13 protein-coding genes, 1 tRNA gene and 1 riboswitch are annotated in these 15,079 nt (G+C 64.8%); of the genes, 7 read left to right on the top strand and 7 right to left on the bottom strand.

What is annotated here, in order from left to right:
• The first annotated feature begins 71 nt into the window (after nt 1-71).
• Nucleotides 72-148 (top strand) — tRNA-Thr (locus AU175_RS06905).
• Nucleotides 149-343: 195 nt separating this feature from the next.
• Here the strand turns inward: AU175_RS06905 and AU175_RS06900 are convergent.
• Together AU175_RS06900 and AU175_RS06895 are read right to left on the bottom strand one after the other, a co-directional pair.
• Nucleotides 344-1,303, bottom strand: a complete 960-nt coding sequence (locus AU175_RS06900; protein ID WP_066286960.1) for a 2-hydroxyacid dehydrogenase — start codon at nt 1,301-1,303, stop codon at nt 344-346.
• Nucleotides 1,300-2,499: a pyridoxal phosphate-dependent aminotransferase gene (locus AU175_RS06895; protein WP_066286958.1), complete on the bottom strand. Its 1,200-nt coding sequence runs from the start codon at nt 2,497-2,499 to the stop codon at nt 1,300-1,302. Before AU175_RS06895 ends, AU175_RS06900 begins: the two co-directional genes overlap by 4 nt.
• A gap of 261 nt (nt 2,500-2,760) precedes the next feature.
• On the opposite strand from AU175_RS06895, the gene AU175_RS06890 reads away from it, so the two are divergent.
• The gene (locus AU175_RS06890; RefSeq protein WP_066286957.1) at nt 2,761-3,102 is read left to right on the top strand and encodes a hypothetical protein; all 342 of its coding nucleotides are present in this window, start codon (nt 2,761-2,763) and stop codon (nt 3,100-3,102) included.
• A gap of 78 nt (nt 3,103-3,180) precedes the next feature.
• On the opposite strand, the gene AU175_RS06885 is transcribed toward AU175_RS06890, so the two are convergent.
• The gene (locus AU175_RS06885; RefSeq protein WP_066286956.1) at nt 3,181-3,528 is read right to left on the bottom strand and encodes a hypothetical protein; all 348 of its coding nucleotides are present in this window, start codon (nt 3,526-3,528) and stop codon (nt 3,181-3,183) included.
• Nucleotides 3,529-3,838: 310 nt separating this feature from the next.
• On the opposite strand from AU175_RS06885, the gene AU175_RS06880 reads away from it, so the two are divergent.
• Nucleotides 3,839-4,141, top strand: a complete 303-nt coding sequence (locus tag AU175_RS06880; protein WP_066290696.1) for a DUF4193 domain-containing protein — start codon at nt 3,839-3,841, stop codon at nt 4,139-4,141.
• 293 nt (nt 4,142-4,434) lie between these two features.
• On the top strand, nt 4,435-4,986 hold the full coding sequence (locus AU175_RS06875; protein WP_066286955.1) for an AMIN-like domain-containing (lipo)protein: 552 nt from the start codon (nt 4,435-4,437) through the stop codon (nt 4,984-4,986).
• A gap of 126 nt (nt 4,987-5,112) precedes the next feature.
• On the opposite strand, the gene AU175_RS06870 is transcribed toward AU175_RS06875, so the two are convergent.
• Genes AU175_RS06870 through AU175_RS06860 form a run of 3 tightly spaced genes read right to left on the bottom strand, consistent with a single transcriptional unit; the run spans nt 5,113 to nt 8,760 of the window.
• Nucleotides 5,113-6,675: an APC family permease gene (locus AU175_RS06870; protein ID WP_066286953.1), complete on the bottom strand. Its 1,563-nt coding sequence runs from the start codon at nt 6,673-6,675 to the stop codon at nt 5,113-5,115.
• A gap of 13 nt (nt 6,676-6,688) precedes the next feature.
• A complete protein-coding gene (locus tag AU175_RS06865) occupies nt 6,689-7,714 on the bottom strand; it encodes an agmatine deiminase family protein (protein ID WP_066286951.1) in 1,026 nt (341 codons plus the stop codon).
• Entirely contained in the window at nt 7,711-8,760 is a 1,050-nt protein-coding gene (locus AU175_RS06860) for a nitrilase-related carbon-nitrogen hydrolase (protein WP_066286949.1), read from the bottom strand. The genes AU175_RS06865 and AU175_RS06860 overlap by 4 nt, the downstream gene beginning before the upstream one ends.
• Nucleotides 8,761-8,964: 204 nt before the next feature.
• Between AU175_RS06860 and AU175_RS06855 the strand changes: the two genes are divergently transcribed.
• Nucleotides 8,965-9,444 carry a Dps family protein gene (locus AU175_RS06855; protein WP_066286947.1) on the top strand — a complete coding sequence of 160 codons (480 nt, stop codon included), beginning with the start codon at nt 8,965-8,967 and terminating at the stop codon, nt 9,442-9,444.
• Between the two features lie 129 nt (nt 9,445-9,573).
• On the opposite strand, the gene AU175_RS06850 is transcribed toward AU175_RS06855, so the two are convergent.
• Nucleotides 9,574-11,157 carry an MFS transporter gene (locus AU175_RS06850; protein ID WP_156642365.1) on the bottom strand — a complete coding sequence of 528 codons (1,584 nt, stop codon included), beginning with the start codon at nt 11,155-11,157 and terminating at the stop codon, nt 9,574-9,576.
• Between the two features lie 73 nt (nt 11,158-11,230).
• Between AU175_RS06850 and AU175_RS06845 the strand changes: the two genes are divergently transcribed.
• Together AU175_RS06845 and gcvP are read left to right on the top strand one after the other, a co-directional pair.
• A complete protein-coding gene (locus AU175_RS06845) occupies nt 11,231-11,770 on the top strand; it encodes a TetR/AcrR family transcriptional regulator (protein ID WP_066290694.1) in 540 nt (179 codons plus the stop codon).
• A gap of 123 nt (nt 11,771-11,893) precedes the next feature.
• Nucleotides 11,894-11,991: riboswitch (glycine riboswitch) on the top strand.
• Between the two features lie 182 nt (nt 11,992-12,173).
• A complete protein-coding gene (gene gcvP, locus AU175_RS06840) occupies nt 12,174-15,074 on the top strand; it encodes an aminomethyl-transferring glycine dehydrogenase (protein WP_066286942.1) in 2,901 nt (966 codons plus the stop codon).
• The last annotated feature ends 5 nt before the right edge of the window (nt 15,075-15,079 follow it).

The following is a 15,079-nucleotide window of genomic DNA, read 5'->3' as shown; positions in this document are numbered from 1 at the left end:
GCAGTTTTTACCAGCGGGCGGACTTGGGCTAACCTTATCTAGCGCCGTTCAGGCGAGGCCCGTCAGGGCACGCCTCCTTAGCTCAGTTGGCCAGAGCACCGCTCTTGTAAAGCGGGGGTCGTCGGTTCGAATCCGACAGGAGGCTCCAGAAACCCCTCCGTTCCGGGAAGTTTGCCCCGAACGGAGGGGTTTTTAACGTGTACGAGCCCCGTCCTTCGGGACGGGGCTCGTACTCGATTCGGTGTTGGTCATGTAACTGGCGAACTGCACGTTGGAGGACCGGCGGCGGGCCCGGCAAGGCCCGGCACACGCGTCGCTTGACCGCAACGTGCGCCTGTTGCCACTAATTGATCGGCGCGGGCGGTCGTTCGTCGCTGAGCACGGCCAGGGTGTTGTCGGCGGCGAGCATCGCCATCGCGGTACGGGTCTCGACGGTGGCGGAGCCGAGGTGCGGCACGAGCACCACGTTCTCGAGCCCGAGCAATCCGGGGTGCACGCTGGGCTCGTTCTCAAAAACGTCGAGCCCGGCGCCCGCGATCTTCCCCTGGCGAAGCGCAGACGCGAGCGCCGCTTCGTCGACAATCGGTCCACGCGCGGTGTTCACCAGGTACGCCGAGCTCTTCATCGCCGCCAGTTGCTCGGCGCCCACCAGATGATGCGTGGCAGGCCCGTACGGGCAGTGCAACGAAACGACGTCGGAGATGGCCAGCAACTCATCGAGATCGACCCGCCGGGCGCCCAGCTCGGCAGCGACCCCTGGATCGATCTCACTGCGGGACTGGTAAACGATCTCCATGCCGAAGGCCTTGGCCCGGCGCGCGGTCGCCTGGCCGATACCGCCCATGCCGACTATGCCGAGGGTCTTGCCCTGCAGGCTGCTGCCGAGCAGGAAGAACATGCCCCACTTCCAGTCCTGGCCGGAGCGGATGAGCCGTTCCCCCTCGCCGAGCCGTCGGGTCGCCGAGAGGATGAGGCCGAGCGCGATGTCGGCCGTGGCCTCCGTGAGCACGCCGGGTGTGTTGGTGGCGACGACGCCCCGTTCGGTGCAAGCGGGCACGTCGATGTTGTCATAGCCGACAGCGACGTTCGCGACCACCTTGAGCTGCGGGCCGGCGGCGTCGAGCAGCTCGGCGTCGATGCGTTCGGTGAGCAGGCTCACCACGGCATCGGCCCCGGCTACCCGGCGCAGGAGCTCCTCGCGGCCAATCGATTCCGGACCCTTCCAGGCATCGACTTCGTGCTCGGTGCGCAGCTTCTCGAGTGCGGCTTCGGGTACACGTCCCGTGACGACAACCCGGCTCATGCCGTCTCGATCCACTTGCGCAGCCGGCCGAGGCCGTCGCGGATATCGGCGACGTCGATGCCCGAGTAGGCGAGCCGGATGTACTGCCGCTCTTCGCCGGGCTGGCGGCGGCCGAAGTGCTCACGTGTGCAGAAGGAGACGCCGGTTTCGTACAGGGCTGCGGAGGCGAACTCGCCCACTGCCGTGTAGCCCATGCGCTCCATCACTTCGGTGACGTCGGGGAAAAGGTAGAACGTCGACTGCGGTACGGCGACGTGCATGCCGGCGATGTCGTTCACGAGTTCGCAGGCGGCATCCCGGCGGACGCGCAGGATGTCGAGCATCTGCTGTACGGGTTCCTGTGTGCCACGGAGCGCTTCGATGCCGGCCCATTGCACGTAGTGCGTCGTGCATGACTCATCGTTGGTGTTGAGGGTGCTGAGAATTTTGGCGATCTCGATCGGGGCGACGGCGCAGCCCAGGCGGGATCCGGTCATGGCGAACTTCTTGCTGAACGTGTAGAGGATCACGGTGCGCTCCGCCATTCCGGGAAGCGACGCGATCGAGCTTGAGACACCCTCATAGCGCGTCTCGAAGTACGCCTCATCGGAGAGTACCCAGAGGTCGTGCTCCTGCGCGAGCTGCGCGATGGCCTCCCGCTCCGCCGCAGTCGACTCTGCCGAGATGGGGTTCTGCAGGTCGTTGTAGATGATTGCGACGGTATTCGGGGTGATAGATGCGCGCACCTGGTCCAGGTCGATCGCGAAGCCCTGGCTCGTGGGCAGGTAGCGGTACGGCACGGCCGTGCCACCGAGGTACTCGATCTGCGATTCGTAGATCGGGAAGCCGGGGTTGGGGTAGAGCACTTCCTGGCCCGGGTTCATGACCGCCTGCAGGAACTTCGTGATGACCGGCTTGCCGCCCGTCATTACGACGACGTTGTCAGGGGAGAACGTGATACCACGGCGGGCGCCGAGATCATCGGCGAGGGCCTCGCGCAGCTGCGGGATGCCGGGGCCTGGGCAATAGCCCGTATAACCGTCGGCGATGGCCCGGTTCATCGCTTCGACAATATGGGGGGCCGTTGGGATGTTGATGTCGCCCAGATGGAAGGGGTACACACTGTTCCCCTTCGCCTTCCAGGCGGCAGCGGCTTGGGCGACGCTGAAGGCGGTTTCGGTGCCCAGGCGTTCGAGCCGGTGCGCGAGTTGCTGCATGCTGTTCCACTCCTCATCGAGTTGACGATCGATCCTCTGCTTTTCAGGTCGACAGGACTAATATATCAGACCGCGCGGGATGATATGCAGAATAATTCTCACGGAATCTTGACCGCGGAATCGGAAGCCCGTTCGATGATTCCCTGCGGTCATGGTTCCTTTGCCGGTATCTGGGGTGGCGACGTTCGTCTGCCCCTATTTCTGGGTCCCGGTGAGGCCTACACTGTTTTGCATCCAGCGGTTGCATGCAAGGAGAACGTCATGGCGGTCATTGAGCAAGTGCGTGAAGGAATGCACGTGGTAGCAGCGGATGGGAAGAAGATCGGAAAGGTTGAGGCCCTGAAGATGGGTGATCCGGAGGCCGTGACAGCGGACGGCCAGGTCGACCCCGAAACCGGAGGCCTTGTCGGTACCGTGATCGATGAATTTGCAGTGACCTCCAAGCTGCCCCACCACACCGCGGAGAGGCTACTGCGAATCGGTTATGTGAAGGTTGATAAGTCCGGTCTGTTCGCTGGACATGCCTACTTCGCCTCAGATGAGCTCGACCGCGTGGAGGGCGACACGCTGTGGGTCAAAGAGGGCGGGCACACCGATCACTGAGGTGGCTCGCGTGACTCACGGGCGCGCCCAGACGTAGCGGTAGCGCTCGACGACGGGGAGCAGCACCCGGCCGCCTGCTCAGTCCGAATCGATCAGGTCCAGCAGTTTCTTGGCGGCGTCGCGGATGTCGTCGTGGCCGTACTGGCCGGCCCGGCTCTCCAATGAAATCACGGCACAGCGGTGGACCTTCTTGAAGTCGCCGAAGGGGAAGCTCACACTTCCTTTCGTGCCGTCGGATTTCTCGTCGTCGCGTCCCAGATGCCACTGCGCGAAGTCGCCAAAGCCGTGCTTGTCGATGAAGGCGTTTTCGTCGTCGGCCGAGGGCGCGTGCTCACTCCAGTCATCGCGGACGTCGCGTTGCACTTTCCCGCTCTTGATGAGTTCGCGCGCGTGCGTCAGGGCCTTGCGGTTGAGTTTGACTGCCATGGGTGCCTCCCTCGGGTCGCGACTGAACTGCCTGCCTTTCAGCCTAGAACTGACGTTCGCGGGGCGCCACAGCAGGGGCAACGCGGTGCACGCTGCGTCAAGGGTTAACGGCCGCGGGACTGCCACGAAACGCGGCCACAACATTCGGCCCGTACTTTCGGGGCATGACTCCTCTTCTGCCGTGGAAATCACAGAACGGTAGCAAATTGTCTGGTTCAGCACACTATTCTCCAAGTCACGGCATAATGACCTAAACTGCTTCACTGAGGTGCCTGAAATGGCGCTGCGCAGCAACGAAAGTGAACACGCTATGGCTACCGATTACGACGCTCCACGTAAGCAAGAAGAAGAGTCTCCCGCAGAATCACTGGAAGCCCTCCAGGCCTCCCGGTCGGGTGCTGCCCAGACCGCAGTTATCGACGTCGATGAGAACGACACAGCCGAAGGCATCGACCTTCCGGGCGCTGACCTCTCCAACGAAGAGCTGACGGTCATTGTTGTTCCCGAGCAGTCGGATGAATTCACGTGCTCGTCGTGCTTCCTGGTCCGCCACCGTTCCCAGGTTGCCCGCGAAAAGAACGGCATGAAGTACTGCCGCGAGTGCGAGGGCTAGACAGCATTCAGTCCGTTTTGCAGGCGCCGCCTCCGCTCAGGGGGCGGCGCCTTTATGCTGTTCGGGACCAACCTCAAAAAGCCGCGTGCCGGCGTCGTTATGTCGCATAACGCTTCCGTCCAGAAACGGTGTTAATTGGGTTTCTTTTACCGCCGCCAAGCCTCCAGAATTACGCCGGCGTGACCGGAACCGGGGGCATTTAACGGTTCCGCCCCGAAGCGGACACAACCCTACTTAAGCGGGTTTCGGGCTCCTACGCTTGAGCTATCCAATCACTCGAAGGGTGGCCCACAATGAAAAAGTTTCATACGTGGCTGACGGTCATCGTGATGGCTGTCGGATTGGGTTTCCTGGCTCCGGGGCCCGCCTCGGCAACCACATCCTATTGCGGACTTGTATGGGGATCGCTGGCCGAATCAAATCCAGCGATGAGCGCCGCATCAGTAACCAACGTGCGGACGGGGCAGCACTACTGCTTCGACCGGATGGTGGTTGATCTCAACGGCCCTGTGGCCGGCTATAACGTCCGCTACGTCGACAACGTGGCGCAGGACGGTTCCGGAAATCTGGTTCCCCTGCGGGGGAGGGCGTTCATCCAGGTCACTGTGACCGCGCCGTCCTACGACAGTGAAACCGGCAGCGCTACGTACAGCCCGGCCAACCAAGCCGAACTGTCCAACGTGGCGGGTTACCAGACCTTCCGTCAGGTAGCTTGGGCAGGCAGCTTTGAAGGCTACACAAACGTCGGCCTGGGTGTCCGTGCACGGCTCCCGTTCCGGGTATTCACCCTGGACGGACCGGGTTCCGGATCCCGGCTGGTAGTGGACGTAGCGCACTTCTGGTGACCTTCCGTTCAACGGTGAACCAGCGTTGAGATAAGCACAGTAAACCAAGAACGGCACCCTGCCCCGGAAATCCGGGTCAGGGTGCCGTTCTGTACGCGAGCGGAGGGGCAACCAGGGTGGCGGCGCCTAGTCCGGCACCACCAGCGCGGGGGTATCGCGGCGGATGGTCTCGCCACGGAAGAACCCGGGCCGGAGACGGGCCATGATCAGCATGAAGACGGCACCGAGCGCCAGGATGCCGATGCCCAAAACAAACACCAGCCCCACACCGAAGACCTCAGAGCCACTGCCGAACTCCGGAGCCCAGCTGTCCACGGCCGTCTGCAGGAACACCACAAACAAACCCACGCCGCCCAGGACCGGGCACAGCAGCCGGAGCACGAAGTTGCGGATGCTGCTGAAAACGCTGTTCCGGAAGTACCAGGCGCAGGCGATGGCAGTAAGCCCGTAGTAGAAGCAGATCATCAGGCCCAGCGCCAGGATGGTGTCATTCAGGACGTTCTCGCTGATCACATGCATCACCGCGTAGAAACCCGCGGAGAGGACGCCGGCCGCAATAATGGCTGTGCGCGGCGTCGAGAAGCGTTTGCTCAGCCGGCTGAGCGGCTTGGGCAGGGCGCCGTAGTGGGACATGGCCAGCAGGCTGCGGGACGGCGACATAAAAGTGGACTGCAGGGACGCCGCGGAGCTGGAGAGGACGGCGAGGGACATCAAGATGGCGAACGGCCCCATGATGGGGGAAGCCAGGGCGATGAAGATATTTTCCTGGTTATCGGGGTTGCTGAGCCCGTTGCCCGTATCGCCGATGCCGGCGAACATCATGGTGGAGATGCTGATCAGGAGGTAGATGCCCAGGACGATTACGGCGGTCAAGGTCCCGGCCAGTCCAGCCGTCTTCTTGCCGTTGGTGGTTTCCTCGTTCACGGTGAGGCACACATCCCAGCCCCAGTAAACAAAGATGGAGAGCGAGATGCCGGCCGCGATCTGGCCGAACGTCTCGATCTTGGTGACGTCAAACCACTCCCAGCTGAACGGGATGGCGGTTTCAGACGTGGACCAGTTGGCGAAGGCCATGGCCACAAACAGGCCCAAGACCAGCAGCTGGAACCCCACCAGGCCGTACTGCACGAGCTTGGTGGTGTGCATGCCGCGGTAGCTGATCCACACCGCCAGGGCCACGAACACGAAGCACGTCAGCACGTTCAGCGGCTTGTTGGCGGCGAGTTCGGCCAGCTCCGGTGAACCCGTGAGCTGGGCGAGAAAGAGATAGAAGAAGTCCACAGCCACTGCCGCCAGGTTGGACAGGACAATGATGTTGGCCGCCAGGAGCCCCCATCCGCCCATCCACCCCACCCAGGGCCCGAAGGCTTTGGTGACCCAGGTAAACGTGGTGCCGCTGTCCGGGGAGTCGGCGTTGAGCTCCCGGTAGGCGAGGGACACCAGGATCATGGGAATGAAGCCGATCAGGAAGATCACCGGCAGCTGGAGCCCGGCTTCATTGATCGTGGGGCCCAGGGCGCTGGTCAACGTGTACGCCGGTGCAATGGTGGATATGCCCAGGACCACCACGGCGAGGAGGCCCAGCTGCCCGCCCTTCAGGCCCTTGGCAGTGATGCCGTGCGATGAACCGGCGGCGTTGTTCCCGCCCGGCTGGCCGGCAGGGGTGCTCTTGCGGATCGTTTGAGTCATTGTCCAGCGCTTTCTACGAGGCAGCAGGCTGCTGTTGGGTGATGCAATGGATGCCGCCGCCGCGGGCGAAGAGCTCCCGCGCGTCGATGCCGACAACGCGCCGTCCGGGGTAGGCCTCTGCCAGGATCTGCAGTGCCTTGTCATCGTTGGGGTCAGCAAAGGTACAAGCGATGACGCCGCCGTTAACCACCACATGGTTGATGTAGCTGTAGTCCACAAACCCCTCGTCATCCCACAGTGTTTCAGGCGCGGGGACTTCGATGATGTTCCACTCCCGCCCGGCCGCGTCCCTCGTGGTCCGGAGGTGCTCGATGATGTCACGGCTCACCTGGAAGTCCGGGTGGCGGGGGTCCTGCTGGGAATGCACCAGCAACGTGCCGGGGGAGGGGATGGCGGCCACGATGTCCACATGCCCGCGCGTGCCGAACCGTTCCGAGTCCCTGGCCAGCCCGCGGGGCAGCCAGACCACGTGTGTTGCGCCAATGGTGCGTGCAAGCTCCGCCTCAACGTCCGCGCGGCTGAGCCCGGGGTTGCGGCCCGGATCCAGCTGTACGGTTTCCGTCACCAGCACGGTTCCCTCACCGTCCACCTGGATGCCGCCGCCTTCGTTGACCAGGGCGGACACGATGTGCCGGGCATCTGCGCGGCCGGAAACCTCGCCGGCGATCAGTGCGTCCTTGTCCCAGCGTGCCCAGTCCTGGGCGCCCCAGCCATTAAAGACCCAGTCGACGGCGCCGAGGCTCCCGTCCTGGTCGAGCACAAAAGTGGGGCCGATGTCCCGCATCCACGCATCGTTGAGCGGGGCGGTGAGTACCTCGACGTCCGGGTGGAGATAGCGGGCGGCGATGCCGACGTCGTCGGGGTCCACCACCATGGTGACCGGCTCGAATTCGACGGCGGCATTGGCCACCGCTGCCCACGTGGACCGGGCAGCGTGGGCAGCGTCGGCCGTATCCCCGAGGGTGTATCCCCCGGTGGGGAAGGCCATCCAGAGACGGTCCTGCGGGGCCGTTTCTGCGGGCATGCGCCACGCGCTCATGAGGTCACCCCCAAATATGCCGGTGCTTCGCCGCCGAGCGGCTGGTCACGTCGCACGGGTTCGCTCAGCCGGCCGTAGGTGTCGGGGCGGCGGGTTGCCAGGAACGGGAAGAGCGTGAGCCAGTCCCGGCGCTGGTCCAGGTCGAGGTCTGCCACCAGGACGGCGGAGGCATCCCGCGGCGCCTGGGCCAGGATCCTGCCGTAGGGATCGGAGATGAATGAAGAACCGTAGAAGTTCAGCGTTCCCTCGCTGCCCCAGCGGTTGGGGGCAATCATAAAGAGACCGTTGGCGATGCCGTTCCCCACGATCACCTGCTGCCACAGCGGCTGAGTGTCGAAGTCCGGGTGGTCCGGTTCGGAGCCGATGGCGGTGGGGTAGACCAGGATCTCGGCGCCGCCGAGGGAGTAGAGCCGGGCCACTTCCGGGAACCATTCATCCCAGCACGTGGGCATGCCCAGCCGGGCACCGCCAAGTTCTGCCGGCGCGTGGACCTCGTAGGCGTCGGCCGCTGCGGGCCCGGGGCGGAAAAATTTGTCTTCGTAGTATCCGGCAGTGACCGGGATGTGCAGCTTGTGCGTGCGGGCCAGCAGTTCACCTTCGGGGGAAACCAAAATGGCGGTGTTCAGCCCCAGGCCATCGTCACTGCCATCCGGGTTCTCGGCCTGCTGATAGAGGGAGGCGTGGACGGACACTCCGTGGCGGCGGGCCGACGCAGCGGCGAAGCGGAAGGTCGGTCCGGTGAGCAGGTCCTCGGCGGTGTCCGACGGCCTCGGCCGGTCCGCCCTTGGCTGTGCGGCTCCATGCCGGGGGATGTCGTTCTCCGGGCGAGTGTCCGCCGGGTAGCGGGAAAGCGTTAGTTCGGGCAGGAATACCACCGAGGCGCCGAGCCGGGCGGCACGGCCGATGCCCTCGTCGAGTTCAGCCTGCAGGACGGCAGTGTCTGCATGCCAGCGGTGCTGCACGACGCCGACCCGGAGGGCAGGGCGTTCGGACGGCATTGTCCGGGCGAGGGAGGCGGGCGAATCGAGGCAGGAAATTTCAATCATGTGCTTACTTCCAGTGAGACGACCGTCACTAAATGAATGACGTTCATTTAGTATGAACGGTGCGGGCCTTTCGCGCAAGGCCCTAAATGAATCACGTTCTTTTAAGTTGCTCGGAGTGCATTAGTAAGCTCACTGAGAAATTTTGCTCCCTCCCGTCAAACCGGCTGATAGCGTCGGGACTACTGGACCAATCGAGGAGGATTCATGAAAGCTTCACCGACCCTGACCAATAACCTCCAGGCTGTACTCGCGGACCTGATCGAGCTGCATCTCCAGGGCAAGCAGGCCCACTGGAACATCGTGGGGACCAACTTCCGGGACCTGCACCTGCAGCTGGATGAGATCGTGGATGCCGCACGGCAGTTCGCGGACGACACAGCTGAGCGGATGCGCGCCCTGCATGCCCTTCCCGATGGCCGCAGCGCCACGGTGGCCAAGAGCACCAGCCTCGCCCAGTTTCCCGAGGGCCTGATTAACACCAAGGACGCCATTGAGCGGATCGTTGCCGCCCTCGAGGCTGCCGTGGGGACCATGCGCAAGGTCCATGACGAAGTGGATGAAGAGGATCCCACCACTGCAGACCTGCTCCATGAATTCATCGCCAAGCTGGAGCAGTACGCCTGGATGGTGAACGCCGAAACGATGAAGGCCTCCGCAAGCGTCACTGCACCGGACGCAAAATAGCGAAGCGCCCGTAGCGGCGCACAGTCAGAGGGCGCCCGGCGTCGGATTTATGTCCGGCGCCGGGCGCTTTTTCGTGCTGGCCTGTGGCCGGGTGCCGAGATGTATGCGGGACCTGGGCGCCGCCGTCGTCTACTCCGCCTTGGGAACGCTGTGAAGCACGACGGCGGCAGCAGCCGCCGCTCCTGCCATCAGTACCAGCGCGATCCCCGCGGTGATATGGACGCCGGAATCGAAGGCCGCGCGCGCTGCGGCCCGGAGGGCTTCCGCGAGCGGCGCAGGCAGGGCCGCGGCCAGCTCGATGGCGCCCGCCAAGGTTTCGCCGGCCTGGTGTGCAGCTGTCCCGGACGTTGCCTCTGCGACCCCGGCGGGAACCAGGAGATTGTGCTGGTACGAAGCCGTCAGGATGGAGCCCAGGACAGCCGTCCCCAGCAGTGACCCCACCTCGTAGCCCGTCTCGGAGATGGCGGCCGCCGCGCCTGACTTTTCGGCGGGAACGGCGCCCAGGATGAGGTCGTTGGAGATGGTCTCTGCGGTGCCCACGCCCAGGGCCAGGATGAGCAGCGCTCCCAGCAGGATCGCCGGCCCGGTGCTGTGGTTGCCGAAGGCGACCAGGCCGTGGCCGGTTGCGCTCAGGGCAAGTCCGCCGGCCACAACAAAACCCGGACGGACCTTTCGTACCAGGGGCACAGCCACCAGTCCGGCCACCACTGTTGCCAGCAGGGCCGGGATCATGGCCACACCGGACGCGGACGGCGTCATCCCCTCCAGGAGCTGAAGGTGCTGGGCGAGGAACAGAATGAAGCCGTTGAAGGAAAACAGGGCCAGGATGTTTGCCAGGATGGCTGTGCTGAACACCCTGTTGCGGAACAATGACATGTCCAGCAGGGGGCTGGCCAGCCGTAGCTGGCGGCGGACAAAAACGAATCCCATGGCCAGGCCAAACCCGGTGAGGAATACAGGGAGGGTTCCGAAGCCCTCCGTGGCCAGTTCCTTGATGCCATAAACCACCGGCACCATCACCAGCAGGGACAGCAGGATGCTGGGGAAGTCCACCCGCCCGGGGCGGGGATCCCTGGACTCCGGGATGAACGCCGGTCCAAATGCCAGGAGGGGCAGCATGATGGGCACTGCGACCAGGAGGATGGCGCCCCACCAGAACTGTTCCACGAGCCAGCCCCCGAAAATCGGGCCAAGTGCGGCCCCGCCGGAGAAGCCCGCCGCCCAGATGGCCACAGCCAGCCGGCGCCGATTGGGGTCCGGAAAGATGTTCCGGATCAATGACAGCGTGGACGGCATCAACATGGCGCCGAAGAACCCCAGCGCCGCCCTGCCCGCGATGAGCCACTCGGCGCTCGGGGCGAAGGCTGTGGCAGCGGAGACTGCCGCGAAACCGACGCTGCCGATCAGGAGCAGCCTTCGGCGCCCGATCCGGTCGCCCAAGCTGCCCATGGCCACCAGCAGCCCGGCAAGAACCAGGGGATAGGCGTCCACGATCCACAGCAGCTGGACGCCTGATGTCTCCAGGCTGCGGGCGATGGCCGGCAGTGCGAATGTCAGCGCTGTGTTGTCCACGGCCACGAGGAGGACCGGGAACATCAGCAGTCCCAGGGCGAGCCAGTCGCGCCACCGGCCCTTGGCGGGAGCCGGTGTTGACCTGTCAGTGGACGGCGTGGCGGGTGTGCTGTGTGTGTTGTGCCGGAAGGTAGCGGACATCGTCATGCAATAACTATACCGTCCGGACGGTATAGTTAATAAATTGAGGTCCGCAGGATGGATGATTGGAACCATGGCCAGAAAACCCGTCGCGCGTGATGCCGTCCTCGACGCCTTTGAAGAACTCCTGATTGACGTCGGGGAGCGGGCTGCCACGCTGGATGCGGTGGCCAAACGGGCAGGTGTGTCCAAGGGTGGCCTGCTGTACCACTTCCCCAACAAGGAATCGCTGATCACCGCCACTCTTGAGCGCCTGGATCGCCTGGCAGGGGAGGATCTTGCCGTTATGGCGGCCGCACCCGAGGGGGCGGCCGCGTATTTCATCCGGTCATCGCTCTGGTCCGACACGCCCATGGACCGCTCGTTTGTTGCTGCGACGCGCCTGGCTGAGGTGGCCCATGAGGATGCCCGCCGCCGCTTTGCGGCCATCCAGCAGCAATGGCTGGACCTGATCGCCGCCGATGTCGGCAAAACCATGGCGAAAGCCGTGCTGTATATGGGGGACGGGCTGTATTTCAACGCCATGTGGGAAAGCGGGCCCTCCGGTAATGCGGACGGAAGGCAGGGCGACGTGGAGGAACTCCTTTCGGCGGTGGAGCGGCTGAGAGGCTAAGCGGCCACGTAGCTGATCCTGCCCATGCGTGCCGTCCCATTTGCCCGAAAGCCTGCGGCATAGGACAATTGGTGATGGCTGTCACCGGCCACCCAAAATGTGTATCCCAATTGAATAAGCCTTTGATCTGCGGCGGGAGAGTTCTGCTAGTAGGTACAGCAGGCGCCGTAGGAGCAAACCCTCCCCAGGAATCTCTCAGGCCCACGTACCGCCGCGGCGAGGCAACTCTGGAAAGTAGCAGGCTGTCCGCCTGGGGTGTCCCGCACTCCGGAACGCCAGGACTGCCCGCTCACCGAAGGTGCAAGCGCGGTTCCGCAGCAGCGGCCCACGTGGAAACTCTCAGGTCCAATACAGAGCGGGGAGGAACCCGAATCGATGTGGCGCACCCTGCGCCGCCTGAGTTATGGAGTTCCTTGTGACCGTCTATCCGGCCTCCGCCGCCCCAGCCACCGCCACCTCAGCGTCCGCGCCTTTTGTCGACCGGCATATCGGCGCCCGCCGCGAGGCCGACGTCGACGCCATGCTCAAGGCTGTCGGCTACGACACCGTTGATGCGCTGGTGGACACCGCGGTCCCGAAGGACATCCGCCAGGACACCGCACTGGACCTGTCGGCTGCGCTGAGCGAGGTGGAAACCCTCGCCGAGCTGCGCCGGCTCGCCGCCAAGAACAAGACCGCCGTTCAGATGATCGGCCAGGGGTACTACGACACCGTGACGCCGCCGGTGATCCGCCGCAACATCCTCGAGGCCCCGGCCTGGTACACCGCATACACTCCGTACCAGCCGGAGATTTCCCAGGGCCGGCTCGAGGCGCTGCTGAACTTCCAGACCATGGTCCAGGACCTCGTGGGCCTCCCCGTCGCCAACGCCTCGCTGCTGGACGAATCCACAGCAGTAGCGGAAGCCGTACTGATGATGCGCCGCGCCAACAAGAACAAGGACGCCCGGGACGGGAAGACTGTCCTGGACGCGGACTGCCTGCCGCAGACCATCGCCATCGTGAAGGGCCGCGCCGAAGCGCTGGGCTTCGAGGTGGAGGTGGCCGACCTCTCCCAGGGCCTGCCCGACGGCGTCATCAACGGTGTGGTGCTGCAGCAGCCCGGTGTGTCAGGACGGGTATTCGATCACTCCGCCGTCATCGCCGAAGCCAAAGACCGCGGTGCCTTGGTGACGGTGGCCGCCGACCTGCTGGCCCTGACCCTGATCACCCCTCCGGGTGAGCAGGGCGCCGACATCGCCGTCGGCTCAGCCCAGCGTTTCGGCGTTCCGCTGTTCTACGGCGGCCCCCACGCCGCCTACATGGCCGTGCAAAAGGGCCTCGAGCGCTCCATGCCCGGGAGGCTGGTGGGCGTCTCCAAGGACAATGCCGGGGTGCCCGCCTATCGTCTTGCGCTGCAGACCCGCGAGCAGCACATCCGGCGCGAGAAGGCCACGTCCAATATCTGCACCGCGCAGGCCCTGCTGGCGATCGTGGCGTCCATGTACGCCGTGTACCACGGCCCGGACGGACTGAAGGCGATCGCCCTGGCCGCCCACGGCCACGCCAGGACCCTGGCCGCATCCCTGAAGGCGGCGGGCCTGGACGTGCTCCACACCAGCTTCTTCGACACGGTCACCGTCTCGGTGCCCGGCAAGGCAGCCGGGATCGTTGCCGCCGCCGAAGCCAAAGGCATCAACCTGCGCAGCATCGACGCCGACACCGTGGGCTTCTCCACGGATGAAACCACGACGGCGGCAATCGTCGACGGCGTGCTGGCCGCCTTTGGTGCCGAGGCCGTAGACGCGGCTGCCGGCACGGACACTGGGTTCGCGCTGGACGCCGCCGTCGGGCGTTCCTCCGAGTTCCTGCAGCACCCCGTGTTCAGCACCCACCATTCCGAAACGCAGCTGCTGCGCTACATCCGCAGGCTTTCCGACCGGGACCTCGCGCTGGACCGCACCATGATCCCGCTTGGCTCCTGCACCATGAAGCTGAACGCCACGGCAGAGATGGAAGCCATTTCCTGGCCGGAGTTCGCGTCGATCCACCCGTTCGCGCCGGATTCCCAGACCGAGGGCTGGCGGGAACTGATCGCCGACCTGGAAGCGCAGCTCACCGAGATCACCGGCTACGACCAGGTCTCCATCCAGCCCAATGCCGGTTCGCAGGGGGAGCTCGCCGGGCTCCTGGCGATCCGCGGCTACCACCGCTCCCGTGGCGATGACCAGCGCAACGTCTGCCTCATCCCGGCCTCAGCCCACGGCACCAACGCGGCGTCGGCCGTCCTCGCCGGCATGAAGGTAGTGGTAGTGGCTACCGCTGCGGACGGAACCATCGACCACACGGACCTCTACGCCAAGATCGAGGCCCACAAGGACGCGCTGTCCTGCATCATGATCACCTATCCGTCCACCCACGGGGTGTACGACGCCGACGTCCGCGAGGTCTGCGACGCCGTCCACGCCGCCGGCGGCCAGGTGTACATCGACGGCGCCAACCTCAACGCCCTGGTGGGCCTGGCCCAGCCGGGCAAGTTCGGCGGCGACGTCTCCCACTTGAACCTGCACAAGACCTTCTGCATCCCGCACGGCGGCGGCGGACCCGGCGTCGGGCCGGTCGCAGCCAAGGCGCACCTGGCGCCGTTCATGCCCGGCAACGCTGCCACCTGGACCGAAGGCGATGACGTTCCGATCTCTGCCTCGCGGTTCGGCTCCGCCGGCGTGCTGCCCATTTCCTGGGCGTACGTCAAGCTCATGGGTGGCCAAGGCCTGACCGAAGCCACCAAATCAGCGCTGCTCGCGGCGAACTACATCGCCGCCCGGCTGAACGACTTCTTCCCGGTGCTGTACACGGGTGAAGCCGGACTGGTGGCGCACGAATGCATCCTGGACCTGCGCGAACTGACCGCTAGAACCGGAGTGACTGCAGAAGACGTGGCCAAGCGCCTGATCGACTACGGCTTCCATGCCCCCACCCTGGCGTTCCCCGTCGCCGGAACGCTGATGGTGGAGCCCACCGAGTCCGAGGACCTCGGCGAGATCGACCGCTTCATCACCGCGATGATCGCAATCCGTGCTGAAATCGACCAGGTGGCCCACGGCGACTTCACCCTGGTGGACAGCCCGCTGCGCAACTCCCCGCACACCGCGGCAGCCGTCATCAGCAGCGGCTGGGACCGCGCCTACCCGCGCGAACAGGCCGTGTTCCCGGTCGCCTCGCTCAAGCAGGACAAGTACTTCCCGCCCGTGGGCCGCATTGACGGCGCCGCCGGGGACCGAAACCTGATCTGCTCCTGCCCGCCGCTTTCCGAGTTTGAGAACTAAGGATT

Origin of the sequence: Arthrobacter sp. B6, assembly GCF_001663775.1 — a bacterium.
GTDB lineage: Bacteria > Actinomycetota > Actinomycetes > Actinomycetales > Micrococcaceae > Arthrobacter.
The sequence above is the reverse complement of the archived record's forward strand: the minus strand, read 5'-3'. Positions and strand labels throughout refer to the sequence as shown.

What these genes read in the sequence shown, in the direction of transcription:
- AU175_RS06900 (WP_066286960.1), bottom strand. Translation starts at nt 1,303, where the DNA reads ATGAGCCGGGTTGTCGTCACGGGACGTGTACCCGAAGCCGCACTCGAG.
- AU175_RS06895 (WP_066286958.1), bottom strand. Translation starts at nt 2,499, where the DNA reads ATGCAGCAACTCGCGCACCGGCTCGAACGCCTGGGCACCGAAACCGCC.
- AU175_RS06890 (WP_066286957.1), top strand. Translation starts at nt 2,761, where the DNA reads ATGGCGGTCATTGAGCAAGTGCGTGAAGGAATGCACGTGGTAGCAGCG.
- AU175_RS06885 (WP_066286956.1), bottom strand. Translation starts at nt 3,528, where the DNA reads ATGGCAGTCAAACTCAACCGCAAGGCCCTGACGCACGCGCGCGAACTC.
- AU175_RS06880 (WP_066290696.1), top strand. Translation starts at nt 3,839, where the DNA reads ATGGCTACCGATTACGACGCTCCACGTAAGCAAGAAGAAGAGTCTCCC.
- AU175_RS06875 (WP_066286955.1), top strand. Translation starts at nt 4,435, where the DNA reads ATGAAAAAGTTTCATACGTGGCTGACGGTCATCGTGATGGCTGTCGGA.
- AU175_RS06870 (WP_066286953.1), bottom strand. Translation starts at nt 6,675, where the DNA reads ATGACTCAAACGATCCGCAAGAGCACCCCTGCCGGCCAGCCGGGCGGG.
- AU175_RS06865 (WP_066286951.1), bottom strand. Translation starts at nt 7,714, where the DNA reads ATGAGCGCGTGGCGCATGCCCGCAGAAACGGCCCCGCAGGACCGTCTC.
- AU175_RS06860 (WP_066286949.1), bottom strand. Translation starts at nt 8,760, where the DNA reads ATGATTGAAATTTCCTGCCTCGATTCGCCCGCCTCCCTCGCCCGGACA.
- AU175_RS06855 (WP_066286947.1), top strand. Translation starts at nt 8,965, where the DNA reads ATGAAAGCTTCACCGACCCTGACCAATAACCTCCAGGCTGTACTCGCG.
- AU175_RS06850 (WP_156642365.1), bottom strand. Translation starts at nt 11,157, where the DNA reads ATGTCCGCTACCTTCCGGCACAACACACACAGCACACCCGCCACGCCG.
- AU175_RS06845 (WP_066290694.1), top strand. Translation starts at nt 11,231, where the DNA reads ATGGCCAGAAAACCCGTCGCGCGTGATGCCGTCCTCGACGCCTTTGAA.
- gcvP (WP_066286942.1), top strand. Translation starts at nt 12,174, where the DNA reads ATGGAGTTCCTTGTGACCGTCTATCCGGCCTCCGCCGCCCCAGCCACC.